This window comes from Streptomyces sp. NPDC044921 (assembly GCF_056432865.1).
Genome location: NZ_JBWKIF010000008.1, coordinates 135953 through 154253, shown reverse-complemented (window position 1 = coordinate 154253; position 18301 = coordinate 135953). Strand labels below are relative to the sequence as shown.

General features: G+C 71.6%; 16 protein-coding genes. 11 read left to right on the top strand and 5 right to left on the bottom strand.

The annotated features are described in order from the left end of the window. Window positions 1–43: 43 nt before the first annotated feature. The gene (locus AC07DA_RS15025) at window positions 44–1069 is read right to left on the bottom strand and encodes a 4-hydroxy-3-methylbut-2-enyl diphosphate reductase (RefSeq protein WP_479128124.1); all 1026 of its coding nucleotides are present in this window, start codon (window positions 1067–1069) and stop codon (window positions 44–46) included. A gap of 105 nt (window positions 1070–1174) precedes the next feature. Here AC07DA_RS15025 and AC07DA_RS15020 point away from each other — a divergent pair, with 105 nt between their 5' ends. From AC07DA_RS15020 to AC07DA_RS15005, 4 genes are all read left to right on the top strand, one after another. Then, on the top strand, window positions 1175–2554 hold the full coding sequence (locus tag AC07DA_RS15020; RefSeq protein WP_479128122.1) for an APC family permease: 1380 nt from the start codon (window positions 1175–1177) through the stop codon (window positions 2552–2554). 49 nt (window positions 2555–2603) lie between these two features. After that, complete coding sequence (xseA, locus tag AC07DA_RS15015) at window positions 2604–3812, top strand: exodeoxyribonuclease VII large subunit (RefSeq protein WP_479128120.1); 1209 nt, start codon at window positions 2604–2606, stop codon at window positions 3810–3812. 9 nt (window positions 3813–3821) lie between these two features. Continuing rightward, the gene (locus AC07DA_RS15010; RefSeq protein WP_479128119.1) at window positions 3822–4067 is read left to right on the top strand and encodes an exodeoxyribonuclease VII small subunit; all 246 of its coding nucleotides are present in this window, start codon (window positions 3822–3824) and stop codon (window positions 4065–4067) included. Between the two features lie 209 nt (window positions 4068–4276). Then, complete coding sequence (locus AC07DA_RS15005; protein WP_479128117.1) at window positions 4277–4867, top strand: malonic semialdehyde reductase; 591 nt, start codon at window positions 4277–4279, stop codon at window positions 4865–4867. Between the two features lie 108 nt (window positions 4868–4975). Here the strand turns inward: AC07DA_RS15005 and AC07DA_RS15000 are convergent, their stop codons facing one another. Continuing rightward, on the bottom strand, window positions 4976–5500 hold the full coding sequence (locus AC07DA_RS15000; RefSeq protein ID WP_479128115.1) for a DUF4245 domain-containing protein: 525 nt from the start codon (window positions 5498–5500) through the stop codon (window positions 4976–4978). 127 nt (window positions 5501–5627) lie between these two features. Between AC07DA_RS15000 and glpX the strand changes: the two genes are divergently transcribed. Then, window positions 5628–6662: a class II fructose-bisphosphatase gene (gene glpX / locus AC07DA_RS14995; RefSeq protein WP_031119677.1), complete on the top strand. Its 1035-nt coding sequence runs from the start codon at window positions 5628–5630 to the stop codon at window positions 6660–6662. Window positions 6663–6743: 81 nt separating this feature from the next. Here the strand turns inward: glpX and AC07DA_RS14990 are convergent, their stop codons facing one another. Both AC07DA_RS14990 and AC07DA_RS14985 read right to left on the bottom strand, forming a co-directional pair. Next, window positions 6744–7121 carry a WhiB family transcriptional regulator gene (locus tag AC07DA_RS14990; protein ID WP_479128113.1) on the bottom strand — a complete coding sequence of 126 codons (378 nt, stop codon included), beginning with the start codon at window positions 7119–7121 and terminating at the stop codon, window positions 6744–6746. A gap of 114 nt (window positions 7122–7235) precedes the next feature. Next, window positions 7236–7937 (bottom strand): DUF1707 SHOCT-like domain-containing protein, encoded by a 702-nt coding sequence (locus tag AC07DA_RS14985; RefSeq protein ID WP_479128110.1) that lies wholly within the window; start codon window positions 7935–7937, stop codon window positions 7236–7238. A 178-nt stretch (window positions 7938–8115) separates the two neighbouring features. Here AC07DA_RS14985 and AC07DA_RS14980 point away from each other — a divergent pair, with 178 nt between their 5' ends. The 4 genes from AC07DA_RS14980 to AC07DA_RS14965 all read left to right on the top strand — a co-directional run bounded on the left by AC07DA_RS14980 (window position 8116) and on the right by AC07DA_RS14965 (window position 14490). Continuing rightward, the gene (locus AC07DA_RS14980) at window positions 8116–9786 is read left to right on the top strand and encodes a fumarate hydratase (RefSeq protein WP_479128108.1); all 1671 of its coding nucleotides are present in this window, start codon (window positions 8116–8118) and stop codon (window positions 9784–9786) included. A 77-nt stretch (window positions 9787–9863) separates the two neighbouring features. Next, window positions 9864–11267 carry a class II fumarate hydratase gene (locus AC07DA_RS14975; RefSeq protein WP_479128106.1) on the top strand — a complete coding sequence of 468 codons (1404 nt, stop codon included), beginning with the start codon at window positions 9864–9866 and terminating at the stop codon, window positions 11265–11267. A gap of 83 nt (window positions 11268–11350) precedes the next feature. After that, window positions 11351–12043 (top strand): cytidylyl-2-hydroxypropylphosphonate hydrolase, encoded by a 693-nt coding sequence (fomD, locus tag AC07DA_RS14970; protein ID WP_479128103.1) that lies wholly within the window; start codon window positions 11351–11353, stop codon window positions 12041–12043. Window positions 12044–12345: 302 nt separating this feature from the next. Further along, window positions 12346–14490 (top strand): SpoIIE family protein phosphatase, encoded by a 2145-nt coding sequence (locus AC07DA_RS14965; protein WP_479128101.1) that lies wholly within the window; start codon window positions 12346–12348, stop codon window positions 14488–14490. A gap of 58 nt (window positions 14491–14548) precedes the next feature. Here the strand turns inward: AC07DA_RS14965 and AC07DA_RS14960 are convergent, their stop codons facing one another. Beyond that, on the bottom strand, window positions 14549–16834 hold the full coding sequence (locus tag AC07DA_RS14960; RefSeq protein WP_479128099.1) for a transglycosylase domain-containing protein: 2286 nt from the start codon (window positions 16832–16834) through the stop codon (window positions 14549–14551). 260 nt (window positions 16835–17094) lie between these two features. Between AC07DA_RS14960 and AC07DA_RS14955 the strand changes: the two genes are divergently transcribed. Together AC07DA_RS14955 and AC07DA_RS14950 are read left to right on the top strand one after the other, a co-directional pair. Continuing rightward, window positions 17095–18030, top strand: a complete 936-nt coding sequence (locus AC07DA_RS14955) for an SPFH domain-containing protein (RefSeq protein WP_479128097.1) — start codon at window positions 17095–17097, stop codon at window positions 18028–18030. Continuing rightward, window positions 18027–18296, top strand: a complete 270-nt coding sequence (locus AC07DA_RS14950) for a type II toxin-antitoxin system antitoxin (protein ID WP_479128095.1) — start codon at window positions 18027–18029, stop codon at window positions 18294–18296. Before AC07DA_RS14955 ends, AC07DA_RS14950 begins: the two co-directional genes overlap by 4 nt. Window positions 18297–18301: the final 5 nt, after the last annotated feature.

The following is an 18301-nucleotide window of genomic DNA, read 5'->3' as shown; positions in this document are numbered from 1 at the left end:
GGCTCCCCGATCCCTTCGCACCGTCCGCGCGAAGGGTCCGCGATCACTGCGCGGAACGTTCACCGGCCGCGGTGCCGCCGCGCTCGGCGACCAGCGCGGCCGCCTCCTCGCGCAGGTCGCGGCGGAGCTCCTTGGGCAGGGAGAACGTGATGGACTCCTCGGCCGCCTTGACGATCTCGACGTCCTCGAAGCCGCGCTGGGAGAGCCACTCCAGGACCTGCTCGACCAGCACCTCGGGGACGGACGCGCCCGAGGTGACGCCGACGGTGGAGACGCCCTCCAGCCAGGCCTCGTCGATCTCGTCGGCGAAGTCCACGAGGTAGGCGGCGCGGGCACCGGCGATCTTGGCGACCTCGACCAGGCGCTTGGAGTTGGAGGAGTTGCGCGAGCCGACCACGATCACCAGGTCGGACTCGGCGCCCATCTGCTTCACGGCCAGCTGGCGGTTCTGCGTGGCGTAGCAGATGTCGTCGCTGGGCGGGGAGACGAGCTGCGGGAACTTCTCCTTCAGGGCGTCGACGGTCTCCATGGTCTCGTCGACGGAGAGGGTGGTCTGCGAGAGCCAGACGACCTTGGACGGGTCGCGGACCTCCACCTTGGCGACGTCGCCGGGGCCGTCGACGAGCTGGATGTGGTCGGGGGCCTCGCCGGAGGTGCCGATGACCTCCTCGTGGCCCTCGTGGCCGATCAGGAGGATGTCGTAGTCCTCGTTGGCGAAGCGGACGGCTTCCTTGTGGACCTTGGTGACCAGCGGGCAGGTGGCGTCGATGGTGGCGAGCCTGCCGCGCTCGGCCTCCTCGTGGACGACGGGGGCCACGCCGTGGGCCGAGAACATCACGATGTTGCCCGGCGGCACCTCTTCCGTCTGCTCGACGAAGATCGCGCCCTTCTTCTCCAGGGTCTGCACGACGTACTTGTTGTGGACGATCTCGTGGCGGACGTAGACGGGAGCGCCGTACTGCTCCAGCGCTTTCTCTACGGCGATCACGGCGCGGTCCACGCCCGCGCAGTAGCCACGGGGGGCGGCGAGCAGGACACGGCGGCCAGGCGAAGCAGACATGCGTCCCATCGTAAGGCCGCGTTCGGCGGGTCAAAGATCGCGTCCGTGCGGAGTCCCCGGGAAGACTGACGAACGCGGGTGCGGCACGGGTGACGGGAGCGGAGGCGGGCCACGATGGCGGAGACGGGGACGGAGGCCCGCACGGCCGACGGGGAGCACGCGCTGCGGCGCACCCTGGGCTTCAGGGACCTGGTCGTCTACGGGCTGCTGTTCATCGCGCCGATGGCCCCGGTGGGCGTGTTCGGCACGCTGGACGCCAAGTCGCACGGGGCCGTGGCGCTGGTGTACGTCGTCGCGACGGTGGCGATGGCGTTCACCGCGTTCAGCTACGCCCAGATGGTCCGGGTCGTCCCGCAGGCGGGCTCGGTCTTCGCCTACGCGCGCGCCGGGCTCGGGAAGGGGGCCGGGTTCGTGGCGGGCTGGATGGCGATGCTGGACTACGTCCTGATCCCGGCGGTGGCGTACCTGTTCTGCGGGGTCGCCATGAACGCGCTGGTCCCCGAGGTGTCGCGGTGGGTCTGGACGGCGCTCGCGGTGGTCGTGACGACGCTGCTGAACCTGTGGGGCGTGCGGGCCGCGGCCCGGGTCGGCTTCCTGGTGCTGCTCCTGGAGGTCGTGGTCCTGGTCGTCTTCGTCGTGGCCGCGGTGGTGGTGCTGGTCCGTGACGGTGCCGAGCGGGGCTGGCTGTCGCCGCTGTCGGGGGACGGCTCGCAGGGCGCGTTCGCGGTGTCGGCGGTGCTCGGGGCGGTGTCGGTGGCGGTGCTGTCGTACCTGGGGTTCGACGCGATCGCCTCGTTCGCGGAGGAGGTCACCGGAGGCTCGGCGAAGGTCGCGCGGGCGCTGCTGTTCTGCCTGGCGCTGGCGGGTGTGCTGTTCGTGGCGCAGACGTACCTGGTGGCGCTGCTGGAGCCGGTGTCGTCGGCGCGGCTGGCGGCGGAGCCGGGGCGGCAGGGGTCGGCGTTCTACGACGCGGTGGACGCCTCGGTCGGCACCTGGCTGCACGACCTGGTGGCGGTGAGCAAGGCGATCGGCGCGGCGTTCGCGGCGCTGGCCGGACAGGCCGCCGCGGCCCGGCTGCTGTTCGCCATGGGCCGGGACCGGCGGCTGCCGCGCGCACTGTCCCGCACCAGTGCCGGGGTGCCGCGCGTGGCACTGCTGTGCGCGGCCGTGGTGACGCTGGTCGCGGCGGTGTGGGCGGCGCGCCGGGACGACGGGATGGACCAGTTGGTGTCGGTGGTCGACATCGGCGCGCTGACCGCGTTCACGCTGCTGCACGCGAGCGTGGTGGGCTGGTTCGCGGTCAGGCGCCGGGGCGGGCCCGTGAGCTGGTGGCGGCACATCCTGGTGCCGGTGCTGGGAGCGGCGATCACCGTCGCCGTGATCGTGGCGGCGTCGGGCACGGCCCAGGCGGTCGGCGCGGTGTGGCTGGCGGCCGGGCTGGTGGTGCTGCTGGTCCAGGAGCGCCGCAGGTCCGCGTCGCCTCCGGCGGTCTGACCCCCGGCGGCTGGTCGGCGTTGTCGGTGATGCCCACTACGCTCGCGGCATGGCTGTGAACACGACTCCGGAGTCCCCGCTGCCCGTCGGCGAGGTGTCGCGGCTCATCGGGGGGTGGATCGACCGGCTCGGAGCGGTGTGGGTCGAGGGGCAGATCACGCAGTTGTCGCGGCGGCCCGGTGCCGGCGTGGTGTTCCTGACGCTGCGGGACCCGTCGTACGACATCTCCGTCGGCGTCACCTGCTACCGGCAGGTGTTCGACGCCGTCGCGGACGTCGTGAGCGAGGGTGCCCGGGTCGTCGTCCTGGCGAAGCCCGAGTGGTACGCGCCGCGCGGGCAGCTGTCGCTGCGGGCCGCCGAGATACGGCCCGTCGGGGTCGGGGAGCTGCTGGCGCGGCTGGAGCAGCTGAAGAAGGCCCTCGCGCGCGAGGGGCTGTTCGCGCCGGAGCGGAAGAAGCCGCTGCCCTTCCTGCCGCAGCTGATCGGGCTGGTCTGCGGCCGGGCCTCGGCCGCGGAGCGGGACGTGCTGGAGAACGCCCGGCACCGCTGGCCCGCCGTCCGCTTCGAGGTGCGCAACGTCGCCGTGCAGGGCGTGCACGCCGTGCCGCAGGTCGTGCAGGCCGTGAAGGAACTCGACGCGCTGGACGACGTGGACGTGATCATCGTCGCGCGCGGCGGCGGCAGCGTCGAGGACCTGCTGCCGTTCTCCGACGAGCAGCTGGTCCGCACGGTCGCGCAGTGCCGTACGCCCGTGGTGTCGGCCATCGGCCACGAGCCGGACAATCCGCTGCTGGACCACGTCGCCGACCTGCGCGCCTCGACCCCGACCGACGCCGCCAAGAAGGTCGTGCCGGACGTCGGCGAGGAGTTCGAGCGCGTGCGGCTGCTGCGGGACCGGGCGCGGCGGTGCGTGGCGGCGCTGCTGGACCGGGAGGAGCGGGGCCTGGCGCACGCGCTCGCGCGGCCGTCGATACAGGACCCGCACCGGATGATCGACGAGCGGGCCGACCACGTCGCGGATCTGCTCGACCGCGGCCGCCGCTGTCTGCGGCACCAGCTGGACCGCGCCGACTCCGAGCTGACGCACACGCACGCGCGCGTGGTGGCCCTCTCGCCCGCCGCGACCCTGAAGCGCGGGTACGCCGTGCTGCAGAAGGCGGACGGGCACGCCGTCCGCGACCCCGGCGAGGTGGCGGCCGGGGAGGCCCTGCGCGCACGGGTCTCCGAGGGTGAGTTCTCCGTCCGAGTCGACGCATAGGGTGGGTGGATGACCAGCGAGGTGGAGCAGGCGCCGGGCACGGACGAGGCGCTCGGGTACGAACAGGCACGGGACGAGCTGATCGAGGTCGTCCGCCGTCTGGAGGCGGGCGGTACGACGCTGGAGGAGTCCCTGGCGCTCTGGGAGCGGGGCGAGGAGCTGGCCCGGGTGTGCCGGCGCTGGCTGGAGGGGGCACGGGCGCGGCTGGACGCGGCGCTGGCCGAGGAGGCCGCGGCGGACGAGGACGCCGAGTAGCCGCACCGGGGCGACGGGGACCGCGGCGTCACTGCGTCAGGGACGACAGCGACGACAGCGACGACAGCGACGACCACAGGGTGACTCACTGTGAAGTGGATCACCGCGCCCCAGATTTGATTGAATGTTGAACTTCATTGGCGTACTGTCGCGGACGTCAGCCGGTCCGGCACCCCGGACCCGACGTACACCCCGAGAAGGTTCCGTTCATGTCTCTCGTTCTTGACCCCGCAGCCCAGGACCTCCTGTTCCGCGAGGCCCGCACCGCCAGCACCTTCACCGACGAACCGGTGACGGACGAGCAGGTGCAGGCGATCTACGACCTGGTCAAGTACGGCCCGACCGCCTTCAACCAGACCCCGCTGCGCATCACCCTGGTCCGCTCCCCCGAGGCCCGCGAGCGCCTGGTCGCGCACATGGCCGAGGGCAACCGGGCCAAGACCGCGAGCGCCCCGCTGGTCGCGATCCTCTCCGCGGACAACGAGTTCCACGAGGAGCTGCCGCACCTGTTCCCGGCCTTCCCCCAGGCCAAGGACGCCTTCTTCGCCGAGCGCCCGGTGCGCGAGAGCGCGGCCGCGATGAACGCCTCCCTGCAGGCCGCGTACTTCATCGTCGGCGTCCGCGCCGCCGGCCTGGCCGCCGGCCCGATGACCGGCTTCGACTTCGAGGGCGTGCGCAAGGAGTTCCTGGACGACGACCACACCCCGCTGATGGTCGTCAACATCGGCCGCCCGGGCCCGGACGCCTGGTACCCGCGCTCCCCGCGCCTGGAGTTCGACCAGGTCGTCACGACCGTCTGAGCCGCGCCACCGTCCGAGCCACCGGCACCCCCCGGGTCACGGCACCCCCCGGGTCACGGATACGAGGAAGGCCCCCGGCGAGCCGCCGGGGGCCTTCCTCGTGCGCGTTCACTTCGTCCGCAGCGCCCGCGCCATCTCCGTCAGCCGCGCGAACGAGGCGGTGCCGGTCACGACCGTCGTCGAGCCCTTCGTGTCCTCCAGGACCAGCGCGTCGTACCGGCCGCCCTCCCAGCGGGTCCAGGTCCGGCCGTCGATCCGCTCGGTCTTCCCGGTCTCCCGCGCGCCCTGCGTCGCCTCGTCGAGGAAGACGGGACGGCGCTGAGTGGACTGCCGGACCGCCACGTACTCCCCCTCGGGATCGTGGAACCCGAGGTGCCAGGTGTCGAAGTCGTCGGCCTGGTAGCGGACGGAGGTGGCCTTCCACGCGCCGGGCAGGTTCTCGGGCGCGGCGACGGGGTACGGGGCGGCGCGGCGTGCCGTGAGCAGTTCGACCCGGTAGTCGACGCGCTTGAGGTCGGGCTCGGTGTCGTCGTGCGGGATGAAGAGGTAGATGACGCCCGCCACGAGGACGATGACCCCGAGGGAGAGGATCATGTCCCGCGCGGTCTTCTGCTTGCCGTTGGTGCCTGCCACGCCCCCTATCGTCGCAGGTCTGTGCTGCGCTCATCCGTGGGGGGCCCTGCTCATTTTGCGGGCTCGGAGATAGAGTCGGGCGACAAAGCCCTCATCCGGCCGTCGTCGTACAGAAAGGTGCGCTCCGATGACCGAGCATCATCACTTGCCGTCCGAACTCGATGTGCCCTCCGAGGCCCCCGACCGCAACCTCGCCCTGGAACTGGTCCGGGTGACCGAGGCGGCGGCGATGGCCGCGGGCCGCTGGGTCGGACGCGGTGACAAGAACGGCGCCGACGGCGCCGCGGTCCGCGCCATGCGGACCCTCGTCTCCACCGTCTCGATGAACGGCGTCGTCGTCATCGGCGAGGGCGAGAAGGACGAGGCCCCGATGCTGTTCAACGGGGAGCGGGTGGGTGACGGGACCGGGCCCGAGTGCGACATCGCCGTGGACCCCATCGACGGCACCACGCTGACCGCCAAGGGCATGACGAACGCCATCGCGGTGCTGGCGGCCGCCGAACGCGGGTCGATGTTCGACCCGTCCGCGGTCTTCTACATGGACAAGCTCGTCACCGGCCCCGAGGCGGCGGACTTCGTCGACATCAACGCACCGGTGTCGGTGAACATCCGGCGGGTCGCGAAGGCCAAGCGGTCCGCGCCCGAGGACGTCACCGTGGTGATCCTGGACCGGCCGCGGCACGAGGGCATCATCAAGGAGATCCGGGACACCGGGGCGCGCATCAAGCTGATCTCCGACGGTGACGTGGCCGGCTCGATCCTGGCCCTGCGGGAGGGCACCGGGGTCGATCTGCTGCTCGGCATCGGCGGCACGCCCGAGGGCATCATCTCGGCCTGCGCGGTCAAGTGCCTGGGCGGCACGATCCAGGGCAAGCTGTGGCCGAAGGACGACGAGGAGCGGCAGCGGGCGATCGACGCGGGCCACGACCTCGACCGGGTGCTGACGACCGAGGACCTGGTCACCGGCGAGAACGTGTTCTTCGTGGCGACCGGCATCACGGACGGCGAGCTGCTGCGGGGCGTCCGGTACCGGGCGGAGACGGCGACGACCGACTCGATCGTGATGCGGTCCCGCTCGGGCACGGTGCGCAGGATCGATTCGGAGCACCGGCTGTCCAAGCTGCGGGCGTACAGCGCGATCGACTTCGACAAGGGGAAGTAGCACGCCGCGCGCGGAAAGCGCGCGGAAAGAAGGGGCGTCCCCGGTGCGGTGGGGACGCCCCTTCTGCGCGCTGCTCGGCCGCTAGCCGGCGGCCGCTATCCGGTTCGCCGAGCGGGCCGCCTTCTTCAGTTCGAGGTCGCGGCGGCGGCGCCGGGCCAGGACCACGCGGCGCTCGGCCGCGGTGAGGCCGCCCCAGACGCCGTAGGGCTCGGGCTGGAGCAGGGCGTGCTCGCGGCACTCGACCATGACCGGACAGCGTGCGCAGACCCGCTTGGCCGCCTCCTCCCGGGAGAGCCGGGCGGCGGTGGGCTCCTTGGAGGGGGCGAAGAACAGGCCCGCCTCGTCGCGCCGGCACACCGCTTCGGTGTGCCACGGGGCGTCCTGGTCCCTGTCTCGCGCTGGCACCCGCGGGGCCGGAACGGCAGCTACCTGCAGGGACGAATGCGGCGGTTGCAGCACGGTCTACTCCTGACGACGGCTTCGCGAGCGAGAGACGATGCAGCAAGGCCTACCCGCTGTGCGCGCGCCTATGCACTGAGTTCCGAACCGCCACTTCCGGTTGGTTCGCGACCGTCAATGCCCCAGGTGTTTGCGCAAACTCCGGTCCACCTTGCGGTGCACCCGGTCCAGGATGTCCGCGACGATCTTGCCGCGCCTGGCTCGCGCCTCGACGCTGCCCAGGACGGCCCAGCCGTCGACGTAGACGATGGGGGCCTCCGGGTCGCCCGAGTCCAGGGTGGCGACCTCGAAGCTGCCGAGGACGCCGCCGCCCATGCCGCGCAGTGACACGTTCTCCGGGACGCGGATGTCGACGCTGCCGAAGATCGCGAACGACTTGACCACGACCTGCTGGTGGTCGTAGAGCGCCTCGCTGAGGTCGATCTCGACGCTGCCGAAGATCGCGTAGGCGTGGATCCGGCGGCCCGCGCGCCAGCGCCCCTTGCGGACGGCGCTGCTGAAGACCGCGACCACGTTGTCGTCCGGCTCGACCGGGATGGCGCCTGCCGTGGGGCGGTGCGGGGCCGGGGCGTGCGCGGGGCCGGGGCGGAGGCCGTGGGCGGCGGGCAGGTCCCGGATGAAGACCTCCAGTTCGCCCACCGTCTTGGCGCGCAGCACCCCCTCGACGCGCTCGGCGTGCTCGTCGGCGGTGAGACGGCCCTCGGCGAGAGCGTCGTGCAGGATGTCGGCGACCCGGTCGCGTTCGGCGTCGGAGGCGCGCAACTCGGCGTCGGCGGGGCCGGCCTGCGGGTGAGGGTCCTGCTTCTGAAGGTCCACGGCAGCAGCGTACCCACACACGATAGATCGCGACACCCCTCCGGCCGTGTTCCTGCCGGGCGCGTAGGTGACGAACTGAGCCTTACCTCACAAGCTCGCCGTCAGCGGCAGGTCCTACGCTGGAGGGCGCTCGCCAAAGGGGGCGAGCCGCCGTCCGCAGAGTGAGGAATGGGCTGAGATGCCTGAGTTCGCGTACACCGATCTGCTCCCCCAGGGAGAGGACACCACCCCGTACCGGCTGGTGACCTCCGAGGGCGTCTCCACGGTCGAGGGGCCGGACGGGCGGACCTTCCTGCAGGTGGAGCCGGAGGCGCTGCGCAAGCTCGCCGAGGAGGCCATCCACGACATCCAGCACTACCTGCGCCCGGCCCATCTCGCGCAGCTGCGCCGGATCATCGACGACCCCGAGGCGTCGGCCAACGACAAGTTCGTGGCGCTGGACCTGCTGAAGAACGCCAACATCGCGGCGGCCGGCGTGCTCCCCATGTGCCAGGACACCGGCACGGCGATCGTGATGGGCAAGCGCGGGCAGAACGTGCTGACGCGCGGCCGTGACGAGGAGGCCCTCAGCCGCGGCATCTACGACGCGTACCAGAACCTGAACCTGCGCTACTCGCAGATGGCCCCGCTCACCATGTGGGAGGAGAAGAACACCGGCTCCAACCTCCCCGCGCAGATCGAGCTGTACGCGACCGACGGCGGCGCCTACAAGTTCCTCTTCATGGCCAAGGGCGGCGGCTCGGCCAACAAGTCGTTCCTGTACCAGGAGACGAAGGCCGTGCTGAACGAGTCCTCCATGATGAGGTTCCTGGAGGAGAAGATCCGTTCGCTGGGCACCGCCGCCTGCCCGCCGTACCACCTGGCGATCGTGGTCGGCGGCACGAGCGCCGAGTACGCGCTGAAGACGGCGAAGTACGCCTCCGCGCACTACCTGGACGAGATCCCGGCCGAGGGTTCCGAGCTCGGGCACGGCTTCCGGGACAAGGAGCTGGAGCAGAAGGTCTTCGAACTGACGCAGAGGATCGGCATCGGCGCGCAGTTCGGCGGCAAGTACTTCTGCCACGACGTGCGCGTGGTGCGCCTGCCCCGGCACGGCGCGTCCTGCCCGGTCGCCATCGCCGTCTCCTGCTCCGCGGACCGCCAGGCCGTCGCGAAGATCACCGCTGAGGGCGTCTTCCTGGAGCAGCTGGAGACGGACCCGGCGCGCTTCCTGCCGGAGACCACCGACGAGCAGCTCGACGACAGCGGCGACGTCGTGAAGATCGACCTCAACCAGCCGATGGAGACGATCCTCGCCGAGCTCACCAAGTACCCGGTGAAGACCCGCCTGTCCCTGACCGGTCCCCTGGTCGTGGCGCGCGACATCGCGCACGCCAAGATCAAGGAGCGGCTGGACGCGGGCGAGGAGATGCCGCAGTACCTGAAGGACCACCCGGTGTACTACGCCGGCCCCGCCAAGACGCCCGAGGGCTACGCTTCGGGCTCGTTCGGCCCGACCACGGCCGGCCGCATGGACTCCTACGTGGAGCAGTTCCAGGCGGCGGGCGGCTCCAAGGTGATGCTCGCCAAGGGCAACCGCAGCAAGCAGGTCACCGACGCGTGCCACGCCCACGGCGGCTTCTACCTCGGTTCCATCGGCGGCCCGGCCGCGCGCCTGGCCCAGGACTGCATCAAGAAGGTCGAGGTCGTCGAGTACGAGGAGCTCGGCATGGAGGCGGTCTGGAAGATCGAGGTCGAGGACTTCCCGGCGTTCATCGTCGTGGACGACAAGGGCAACGACTTCTTCCAGGACCCGGCCCCGGCGCCGACGTTCACGTCCATTCCGGTACGCGGTCCCGGACTCGCCTGAGAAGGACGGTGACGAATCGCCTCCACGGGGAACAGTGGTCGCGGCGCTGACGCTGTGACACGTGGAGGTGATCGTCGATGACCGACGAGCAGGACAGGACCGAGTACCGCACCGAGCACGACTCCATGGGCGAGGTGCGGGTGCCGGTCCACGCCAAGTGGCGGGCCCAGACCCAGCGGGCCGTGGAGAACTTCCCCGTCTCCGGGCAGCGCATCGAGCGCGCCCACATCGAGGCCCTCGCCCGGATCAAGGGCGCGGCGGCCAAGGTCAACGCCGAGCTGGGGGTCCTGGACGAGGACGTCGCCGAGGCGATCCGGGACGCGGCCGGGGAGGTCGCCGAGGGCCGGTGGGACGAGCACTTTCCCGTCGACGTGTTCCAGACGGGGTCCGGGACCTCGTCCAACATGAACACCAACGAGGTCATCGCCACCCTGGCCAGTGAGCGGCTCGGACGCCCCGTGCACCCGAACGACCACGTCAACGCCTCCCAGTCGTCCAACGACGTCTTCCCCTCCGCCATCCACATCGCCGCCACCGCCGCCGTGACGCGGGACCTGATCCCGGCGCTGGAGCAGCTCGCCGCCTCCCTGGAGCGCAAGGCCGAGGAGTTCGCCGACGTCGTGAAGTCGGGGCGGACCCACCTGATGGACGCCACGCCCGTGACGCTGGGGCAGGAGTTCGGCGGGTACGCCGCCCAGGTGCGCTACGGGGTCGAGCGGCTGCACGCCTCCCTCCCCCGGCTCGCCGAACTGCCCCTCGGCGGCACGGCCGTCGGCACCGGCATCAACACCCCGCCCGGGTTCTCCGCCGCCGTCATCGAGGAGGTCGCCCGCACCACCGGGCTGCCGCTGACCGAGGCGCGGGACCACTTCGAGGCCCAGGGCGCCCGGGACGGCATCGTCGAGACCAGCGGACAGCTGCGGACCATCGCCGTCGGACTGACGAAGATCGCCAACGATCTGCGCTGGATGGCCTCCGGGCCGCGCACCGGCCTCGCCGAGATCGCCCTGCCCGACCTCCAGCCCGGCTCCTCGATCATGCCGGGCAAGGTGAACCCGGTCATCCCCGAGGCCGTCCTCATGGTCGCCGCCCAGGTCATGGGCAACGACACCACCGTCGCCACCGCCGGCGCCGCGGGCAACTTCGAGCTCAACGTGATGCTGCCGGTCATCGCGAAGAACGTGCTGGAGTCGATCCGGCTGCTCGCCAACGTCTCCCGGCTGCTCGCCGACCGGACCGTGGACGGCATCACCGCCAACCGCGAGCGGGCGCGGGAGTACGCCGAGTCCTCGCCCTCGGTCGTCACACCGCTCAACAAGTACATCGGCTACGAGGAGGCCGCGAAGGTCGCCAAGAAGGCCCTGGCCGAGCGGAAGACGATCCGTCAGGCCGTGCTGGACGGCGGGTACGTGGAGCGCGGGGACCTGACCCTGGAGCAGCTCGACGAGGCCCTGGACGTCCTGCGGATGACGCACCCGTGACGACAGGTGACGGACGTACGCCCGGCGCGTGAACCGTGACACGCGCCGCAGCGTCGTATGCCTGTGGCACCTAATATCTGTCCATGGCGGAGGGCGGAGCGGTGAGACGCGTGGCAAAGGGCGGTGCGAGGGGCTACTGGGCGCCCGGCAGCCGGATCCTGTGGCGGTACCGGGAGAACGGCGGCGCGCGCATCCACATCGCCCGCCCGGTCACCGTCGTCCGGGACGACGCGGACGTGCTCGCCGTGTGGCTGGCGCCCGGCACGGAGTGCGTGAGGCCCGTGCTGGCCGACGGCACCCCGGTGCACCAGGAGCCGCTGGAGTCGCGCTACACCAAGCCGCGGACCGTGCAGCGCGACCGGTGGTTCGGCACGGGCGTGCTGAAGCTCGCCCGGCCCGGCGAGCCCTGGTCGGTCTGGCTGTTCTGGGAGCCGGGCTGGCAGTTCAAGAACTGGTACGTGAACCTGGAGGAGCCGCTGGCCCGTTGGGAGGGCGGCGTCGACTCGGAGGACCATTTCCTGGACATCTCCGTCCATCCCGACCGCAGTTGGCACTGGCGTGACGAGGACGAGTTCGCCCAGGCCCGGCGGGACGGGCTGATGGACGACCAACAGGCGGAAAAGGTACGGACGGCGGGGCACGCCGCGGTGGCGGTGATCCGCGCCTGGGGGCCGCCGTTCTCGGAAGGCTGGCAGCACTGGCGCCCGGATCCCTCCTGGGAGGTACCGTCACTGCCGGAGGACTGGGATCGTACGCCCGCGCACGTGTCCTCATGAGACCCTTGATGCGCCCCCGGGCAAGAAACGTAGGATCGTCCTCCGCAAGGGCGCGCGGCAGACAACTACCGGAGCACGCGCAGGGCTTGACCGATCGTCACCGAGGGGCGGCAGGACGTGAGCGAGGGGTACGAGGGCAACACCGGCAGGGCCTGCGCCGCGGGCTCCACGGGCCGCCGACGGCCCGCCGGTGGCACAGGAACAACCTCTGACCACGCGGGAATTCCGTTCCTGGGGCACGTATTCCGGGTATCGGAGTTTCGGCGGGACCAGCTGCACACCTGGCGTGCAGCCCCGGACGGATGGATGCGACACGCGTGACGGAGCAGCCGACCTCCTTCGAACGCCCCCAGCCGGGCGTCGACCCCGCGGACCCCCGCGGGGCGCTCGTGCATACCTCGGCACCGGCGCGTGCGCCCGGCGCCGGGGCCTTACCGGTCCAGGGCCGCTGCGGCGGCGACGTCACCGTTCCGGTCACGACGGCCCACACTCCGCCGGGCACGTCTCAGCCGGACACCTCCACGCCGTTCGGCAAGGGCAAGGACACCGTGAGCGACCCCGCCTCCGAGCACTCCCAGCCGGGTGCCGAGCAGACCGCCGAGCGCGACACCCCCCGGCCGCGTCCCGCCCCCGAGGGTATTCCGCTCCAGCCGGCCGACGAACAGGACCGGCAGGCCGCGACCGCCGAGGGGCCGGAGCGGCGCACCGGCCAGAGCCTGCCGCCCGGCCGGCCCACGCCCATGCGGCGGGACGGCGACCGGCTGCGGTTCGTCGGGGCCGCCACGCGGCGGATCGCCCGCGGCATCGACCTCGACGAGATCGTGATGGGGCTGTGCCGGGCGACCGTGCCGACCTTCTCCGACGCGATCCTCGTCTACCTGCGCGACCCGCTGCCCGTCGGCGACGAGCGCCCCACCGGCCCGCTGGTGCTGCGGCTGCGCCGCACCGACCGGATACCGGCCGAGCGCGACACGGAGAACGGCTTCCTGCCGGCCGCCCAGCCCGAGCCGAACGAGCTGGACTCGGTCGGTGCCGAGCTGTGCGAGGTCCGGCCCGGCAGCGCGCTCGCCGAGGTGCTGCGCGGGGTGCGCCCGGTGTTCACCGACGCCCCCGCCGCCCATGCCGCGCTGCCGGAACTGCTCGGCGAGGGAGGCGAGTTCGCCGTACCGGGCGGGCAGCGCGCGATCCTCGCGCCGCTGCGCGGCCGGCGCCGGGTGATCGGCGCCGCCCTGTTCCTGCGCCGCCCCGAGCGCATCGCCTTCGAACCGGACGACCTGCTGGTGGCCGCCCAGCTCGCCACGCACAGCGCCCTCGGCATCGACAAGGCGGTGCTGTACGGCCGCGAGGCCTACATCGCGGACGAGCTGCAGCGCACCATGCTGCCCGAGACGCTGCCCCGCCCGACGGGCGTGCGGCTCGCCTCGCGCTACCTGCCCGCGGCGGAGACCGCCCGGGTCGGCGGTGACTGGTACGACGCGATCCCGCTGCCCGGCAGCCGCGTCGCCCTGGTCGTCGGTGACGTCATGGGCCACTCCATGACGTCGGCCGCCATCATGGGCCAGCTGCGCACCACGGCCCAGACGCTCGCCGGCCTCGACCTGCCGCCGCAGGAGGTCCTGCACCACCTCGACGAACAGGCCCAGCGCCTGGGCGTGGACCGCATGGCGACCTGCCTGTACGCCGTCTACGACCCGGTATCGCACCGCATCACCATCGCCAACGCCGGTCATCCGCCGCCCGTCCTGCTCCACCTGGGCGGCCGTGCCGAGGTGCTGCGCGTCCCGGCCGGCGCGCCCATCGGGGTCGGCGGCGTCGACTTCGAGGCGGTGGAGCTGGACGCGCCCGCCGGGGCGACGCTGCTGCTGTACACCGACGGCCTGGTCGAGTCGCGCCTGCGCGACGTGTGGACCGGCATCGAGCAGCTGCGGGAGAAGCTCGCCGCGACCGCGCAGCTCACCGGCCCCGACCACCCGCCGCCCCTGGAGGCGCTGTGCGACGAGGTGCTCGACATGCTCGGCCCGGGCGACCGGGACGACGACATCGCGCTGCTCGCCGCCCGCTTCGACGGGATCGCGCCCAGTGACGTGGCGTACTGGTTCCTGGAGCCGGAGGACGCCGCTCCCGGCCGGGCCCGCCGGCTGGCCCGGCGCGCGTTGCAGCGCTGGGGCCTGGAGGAGCTCAGCGACTCGGTGGAGCTGCTGGTCAGCGAGGTGGTGACGAACGCCGTGCGGTACGCGTCCCGGCCGGTGACCCTGCGGCTGCTGCGCACGGACGTGCTGCGCTGCGAAGTAGGCGACGACGTCCCGCAGCTGCCGCGGCTGCGCCAGGCCCGGGCCACCGACGAGGGCGGGCGGGGCCTGTACCTGGTGAACCGGCTGGCCCGGCGATGGGGTGCGACCCGGCTCAGCACGGGCAAGGTGGTGTGGTTCGAGCTCAACCGCGGCTGAACCGCCGACAAAACGAGCGAAGGGCGCCCGGTGTGCACCGGGCGCCCTTCGTCGTGCCCTACTCGTCGTCCGGCTTGATCGGATCGAGCGGACCGCCGCCGTCCTCCGGCGGGGTCGTCTGCGGGGCGCTCGGTGAGGTGGAGGTGGGCGGGGACGACGACGGCTGCGTCGGCGGGGTCGTGGACGGCTCCTGCGTGGTCGGCGGCGGGGACGACGACGGCGCCTCGGTGGTCGGCTCCCGCGTCGGCTCCTGGGTGGGCGACTGCGACGGCGTCGGCGTCCACGTCGGCTCGACGGCCGCGCCCTGCCGCGTCTCCAGGTCGAACCTGCTGACGCCGTCCATCACGCCGAAGGTGTACGCCGCCCAGATCTGCGCGGGGAAGCCGCCGCCGTTGACCCGGGGCTGGCCGCCCGCCTTGTACATCGGCACTTGGGCGTGGGTCTTGGCGTCCTCGCCGAACAGGCCCACCGAGGTGACCAGCTTCGGTGTGTAGCCGATGAACCAGGCCGACTTGTTGTTGTCGGACGTGCCGGTCTTGCCGGCGACCTGCTGGCCGTCGCGCAGCGGGTTGTCGCGCACGGACGCCCGGGCGGTGCCGTCGTCGACCACGCCGGTCAGCACCGAGGTCACCGAGTCGGCGGCCTCGCGGCTGATGACCTGGTCGCCGACCGGGTCGGGCATGGTCACGGTCCTGTTCAGGTGCTCGGCCGACTTCACGAGGGCCGGGGTGACCTTCTTGCCGTGGTTGTCGAGGGTCGCGTAGACCCCGGCCATCTCCAGCGGGCTCGCGCCCATGCTGCCGAGGGTCTGCGCGGGCACGGCCTCCATGTTCTCGGTGTCCATGCCGAGCTTGCCGGCCACCTTCACGACCTCGGACATGCCGACGTCGACGCCCATCTGCGCGAAGACGGAGTTGACGGACTTGTTCATGGCCGTCTGCACGGAGATCGGGCCGTAGTCCGCGTCGTCCTCGTTCTCGGGGGCGAAGCCGACCTTCCTGCCGTTGTCGACGACCGGGCGCTTGCTCGTGCCGTCGTAGATCGTGTCGGCGGTGATGGGCTTGCCGTCCTGCGTCCTGGCCCGCTCCTCCAGGGCCGCGGCCAGGATGACCGGCTTGAACGTGGAGGCGGGCTGGTAGTCGGAGCGGGTGGCGTTGTTGGTGTAGTGCTTGAAGTAGTCCTCACCGCCGTACATCGCGACCACCGCGCCGGTCTTCGGGTTGACGGACACCGCTCCGGCCTGGACGTCCCCGTCGACCTTGCGCTTGTCGGGGTCGAGCTTGCTGGTGAGCTGCCGGCGGACGGACTTCTCGAGTGCCGCCTGCTTCTTCTTCTCGATGTTCAGCGTGAGGGTCCAGCCGCCGGCGTTGACCATGGCCTCGGCCTCCTTCGCGCTGCCGGCCGCTCCGTCCGCGACGAGCTGCCTCTCCAGGGCGGCGTTGGCCGCGTTGACGAGGTAGCCCTTCTGGCCCTCCATGCCGGGGGCGGGCTTGGGGTCCTTCGGCACCGGGAACTCCATCCCGGACCGCTCGGACCGGCTGAGCCAGCCCTCCTCGACCATGTTGTCCAGGACGTAGTTCCAGCGCGCCTTCACCAGCTTCTTACCGGTCTCCGAGGCGACGGCCCAGTCGTACTGGCTGGGGGCCTGGAGCAGCGCGGCGAGGTAGGCGCCCTGCGCGACGGTGAGCTTCTCGGCGTCGGTGCGGTAGTAGGCCTGGGCGGCGGCCTGGATGCCGTAGGCGTTGCGGCCGTAGTAACTGGTGTTGATGTAGCCGGCGAGGATGTAGTCCTTGGACTTCTCCCGGTCCAGCTTCAGGGAGATGACCAGTTCCTTCAGCTTGCGCGAGACGGTCTGTTCCTGCGTGAGGTAGTAGTTCTTGACGTACTGCTGCGTGATCGTCGAACCGCCCTGCGCGCCGCGCCCGGCCAGGGTGTTGAACAGGCCGCGGGCGGTGCCCTTGAGGTCGACGCCGGCGTCCTTGTAGAAGGTCTTGTTCTCCGCGGCGACGAAGGTGAGACGGACCTCCTTGGGGACCCGGGCCAGGTCGACGACCTCGCGGTTGACCTTGCCGTCGCGGGCCATGATGGTGCCGTCGCTGTACTTGTAGATGTTGCTCTGCCGCTTGGCGTCGGCGTTCCCCTCGGGGATGTCGATCACCATGTACAGCACGATGAAGGCGCCCATTCCGAGCAGGCACAGGCCGAGGAAGGTGCCGAGGATCTTCTTCCAGGTGAAGAGCCTGCGTATGCCGCTCTTCCCGGCCGCGCCCGACGAACGGCGGCGCTTGGGTGCCGCCCGGCGCCCACCGCGCTGTCGGGCGCGTCTCTCATCCGCTCGTCCCATGGGTCCGATCCGCTCCGCTTCGTTCATGTGTGCTCACGTGTCACACAGGGTCGCCGCTCAGGTCAGCTCAGAAAGCTAACACCGGGAGATAAGAGAAAGGGCTGCCGATCCGGGTCTTTGCGGACGTGACAATCAGCACCCATCCCACCGGAACCGACGTACGTGACACGTGTGAGGTTGCCACGACGGGGTAAAGTGATATCACTTAGCTATTTGGAAGCTAAGCTTGCGTTGTTCCGCAGAGAACCGGGGGATCACCCATGACCACACACGACGCGCAGGTCACACCCGATGTGCCGGAGATGCCGGCGCCCCGCGTCCGGGAGTTCGCCGCGCACAGCATCGGCGGCGGGCTCGCCCTGCTGCTCGGCCTGCTCGGGCTGCTGGCCGGCGCCGGACTGATCGCGGCGGCCACGACGGTGTCCGCGACCGGCGCCAAGGCCGGCCTGATCGTCGCCGGCATCCTGGTCGCGCTCGCGGCGTTCCTCGCCATGTGCGGGCTGAACATGGTGGCGCCGGGCGAGGCCCGGGTCGTCCAGCTCTTCGGCCGGTACCGGGGGACGATCCGGCAGGACGGCCTGCGCTGGGTGAACCCCTTCACCTCCCGCACGAAGATCTCCACCCGCGTCCGCAACCACGAGACGGCCGTGCTGAAGGTCAACGACGCCTACGGCAACCCCATCGAGCTCGCCGCGGTCGTGGTCTGGCGCGTCGAGGACACCGCGCAGGCGACGTTCGAGGTGGACGACTACATCGAGTTCGTCTCCACGCAGACCGAGGCGGCCGTGCGGCACATCGCCATCGAGTACCCCTACGACGCCCACGAGGAGGACGGCCTGTCGCTGCGCGGCAACGCCGAGGAGATCACCGAGAAGCTCGCGGTCGAACTGCACGCGCGCGTGGAGGCGGCCGGCGTGCAGATCATCGAGTCGCGCTTCACGCACCTCGCCTACGCACCCGAGATCGCCTCGGCGATGCTCCAGCGGCAGCAGGCCGGAGCGGTGGTCGCCGCCCGGCGGCAGATCGTGGAAGGCGCCGTGGGCATGGTCGAGTCGGCGCTCGCCCGGATCACCGAGCAGGACCTCGTCACGCTCGACGAGGAGCGCAAGGCCGCCATGGTCTCCAACCTCATGGTGGTGCTGTGCGGCGACCGGGCCCCGCAGCCGGTCCTCAACGCCGGGACGCTCTACCAGTGACGGCTCCTTCCGAGGGTTCCGCACCCCGGCGGCGGCCGCCGCGGCAGCGCAAGCAGGTGCTGCTGCGGCTGGACCCCGCGGTGTACGAGGCGCTGGCCCGGTGGGCCGGGGACGAGCTGCGGTCGGCGAACGCCCAGATCGAGTTCCTGCTGCGCAGGGCCCTGGCCGAGGCGGGGCGGCTGCCGCGGGACGCCGGCCCGCTGCCCCGGCGGGGCCGGCCGCCCGGCTCCGGGAGCGGTTCCGGCTCCGAGCCCCCGCCGGACTGAGCAGC

Excerpts from the sequence above, each read along its gene's own strand:
- AC07DA_RS14965 (WP_479128101.1), top strand. The coding sequence starts at position 12,346 with ATGGATGCGACACGCGTGACGGAGCAGCCGACCTCCTTCGAACGCCCC.
- AC07DA_RS14955 (WP_479128097.1), top strand. The coding sequence starts at position 17,095 with ATGACCACACACGACGCGCAGGTCACACCCGATGTGCCGGAGATGCCG.
- AC07DA_RS14980 (WP_479128108.1), top strand. The coding sequence starts at position 8,116 with ATGCCTGAGTTCGCGTACACCGATCTGCTCCCCCAGGGAGAGGACACC.
- AC07DA_RS15020 (WP_479128122.1), top strand. The coding sequence starts at position 1,175 with ATGGCGGAGACGGGGACGGAGGCCCGCACGGCCGACGGGGAGCACGCG.
- AC07DA_RS15025 (WP_479128124.1), bottom strand. The coding sequence starts at position 1,069 with ATGGGACGCATGTCTGCTTCGCCTGGCCGCCGTGTCCTGCTCGCCGCC.
- AC07DA_RS14960 (WP_479128099.1), bottom strand. The coding sequence starts at position 16,834 with ATGGGACGAGCGGATGAGAGACGCGCCCGACAGCGCGGTGGGCGCCGG.
- fomD (WP_479128103.1), top strand. The coding sequence starts at position 11,351 with ATGGCGGAGGGCGGAGCGGTGAGACGCGTGGCAAAGGGCGGTGCGAGG.
- AC07DA_RS14975 (WP_479128106.1), top strand. The coding sequence starts at position 9,864 with ATGACCGACGAGCAGGACAGGACCGAGTACCGCACCGAGCACGACTCC.
- glpX (WP_031119677.1), top strand. The coding sequence starts at position 5,628 with ATGACCGAGCATCATCACTTGCCGTCCGAACTCGATGTGCCCTCCGAG.
- AC07DA_RS15010 (WP_479128119.1), top strand. The coding sequence starts at position 3,822 with ATGACCAGCGAGGTGGAGCAGGCGCCGGGCACGGACGAGGCGCTCGGG.
- xseA (WP_479128120.1), top strand. The coding sequence starts at position 2,604 with ATGGCTGTGAACACGACTCCGGAGTCCCCGCTGCCCGTCGGCGAGGTG.
- AC07DA_RS15005 (WP_479128117.1), top strand. The coding sequence starts at position 4,277 with ATGTCTCTCGTTCTTGACCCCGCAGCCCAGGACCTCCTGTTCCGCGAG.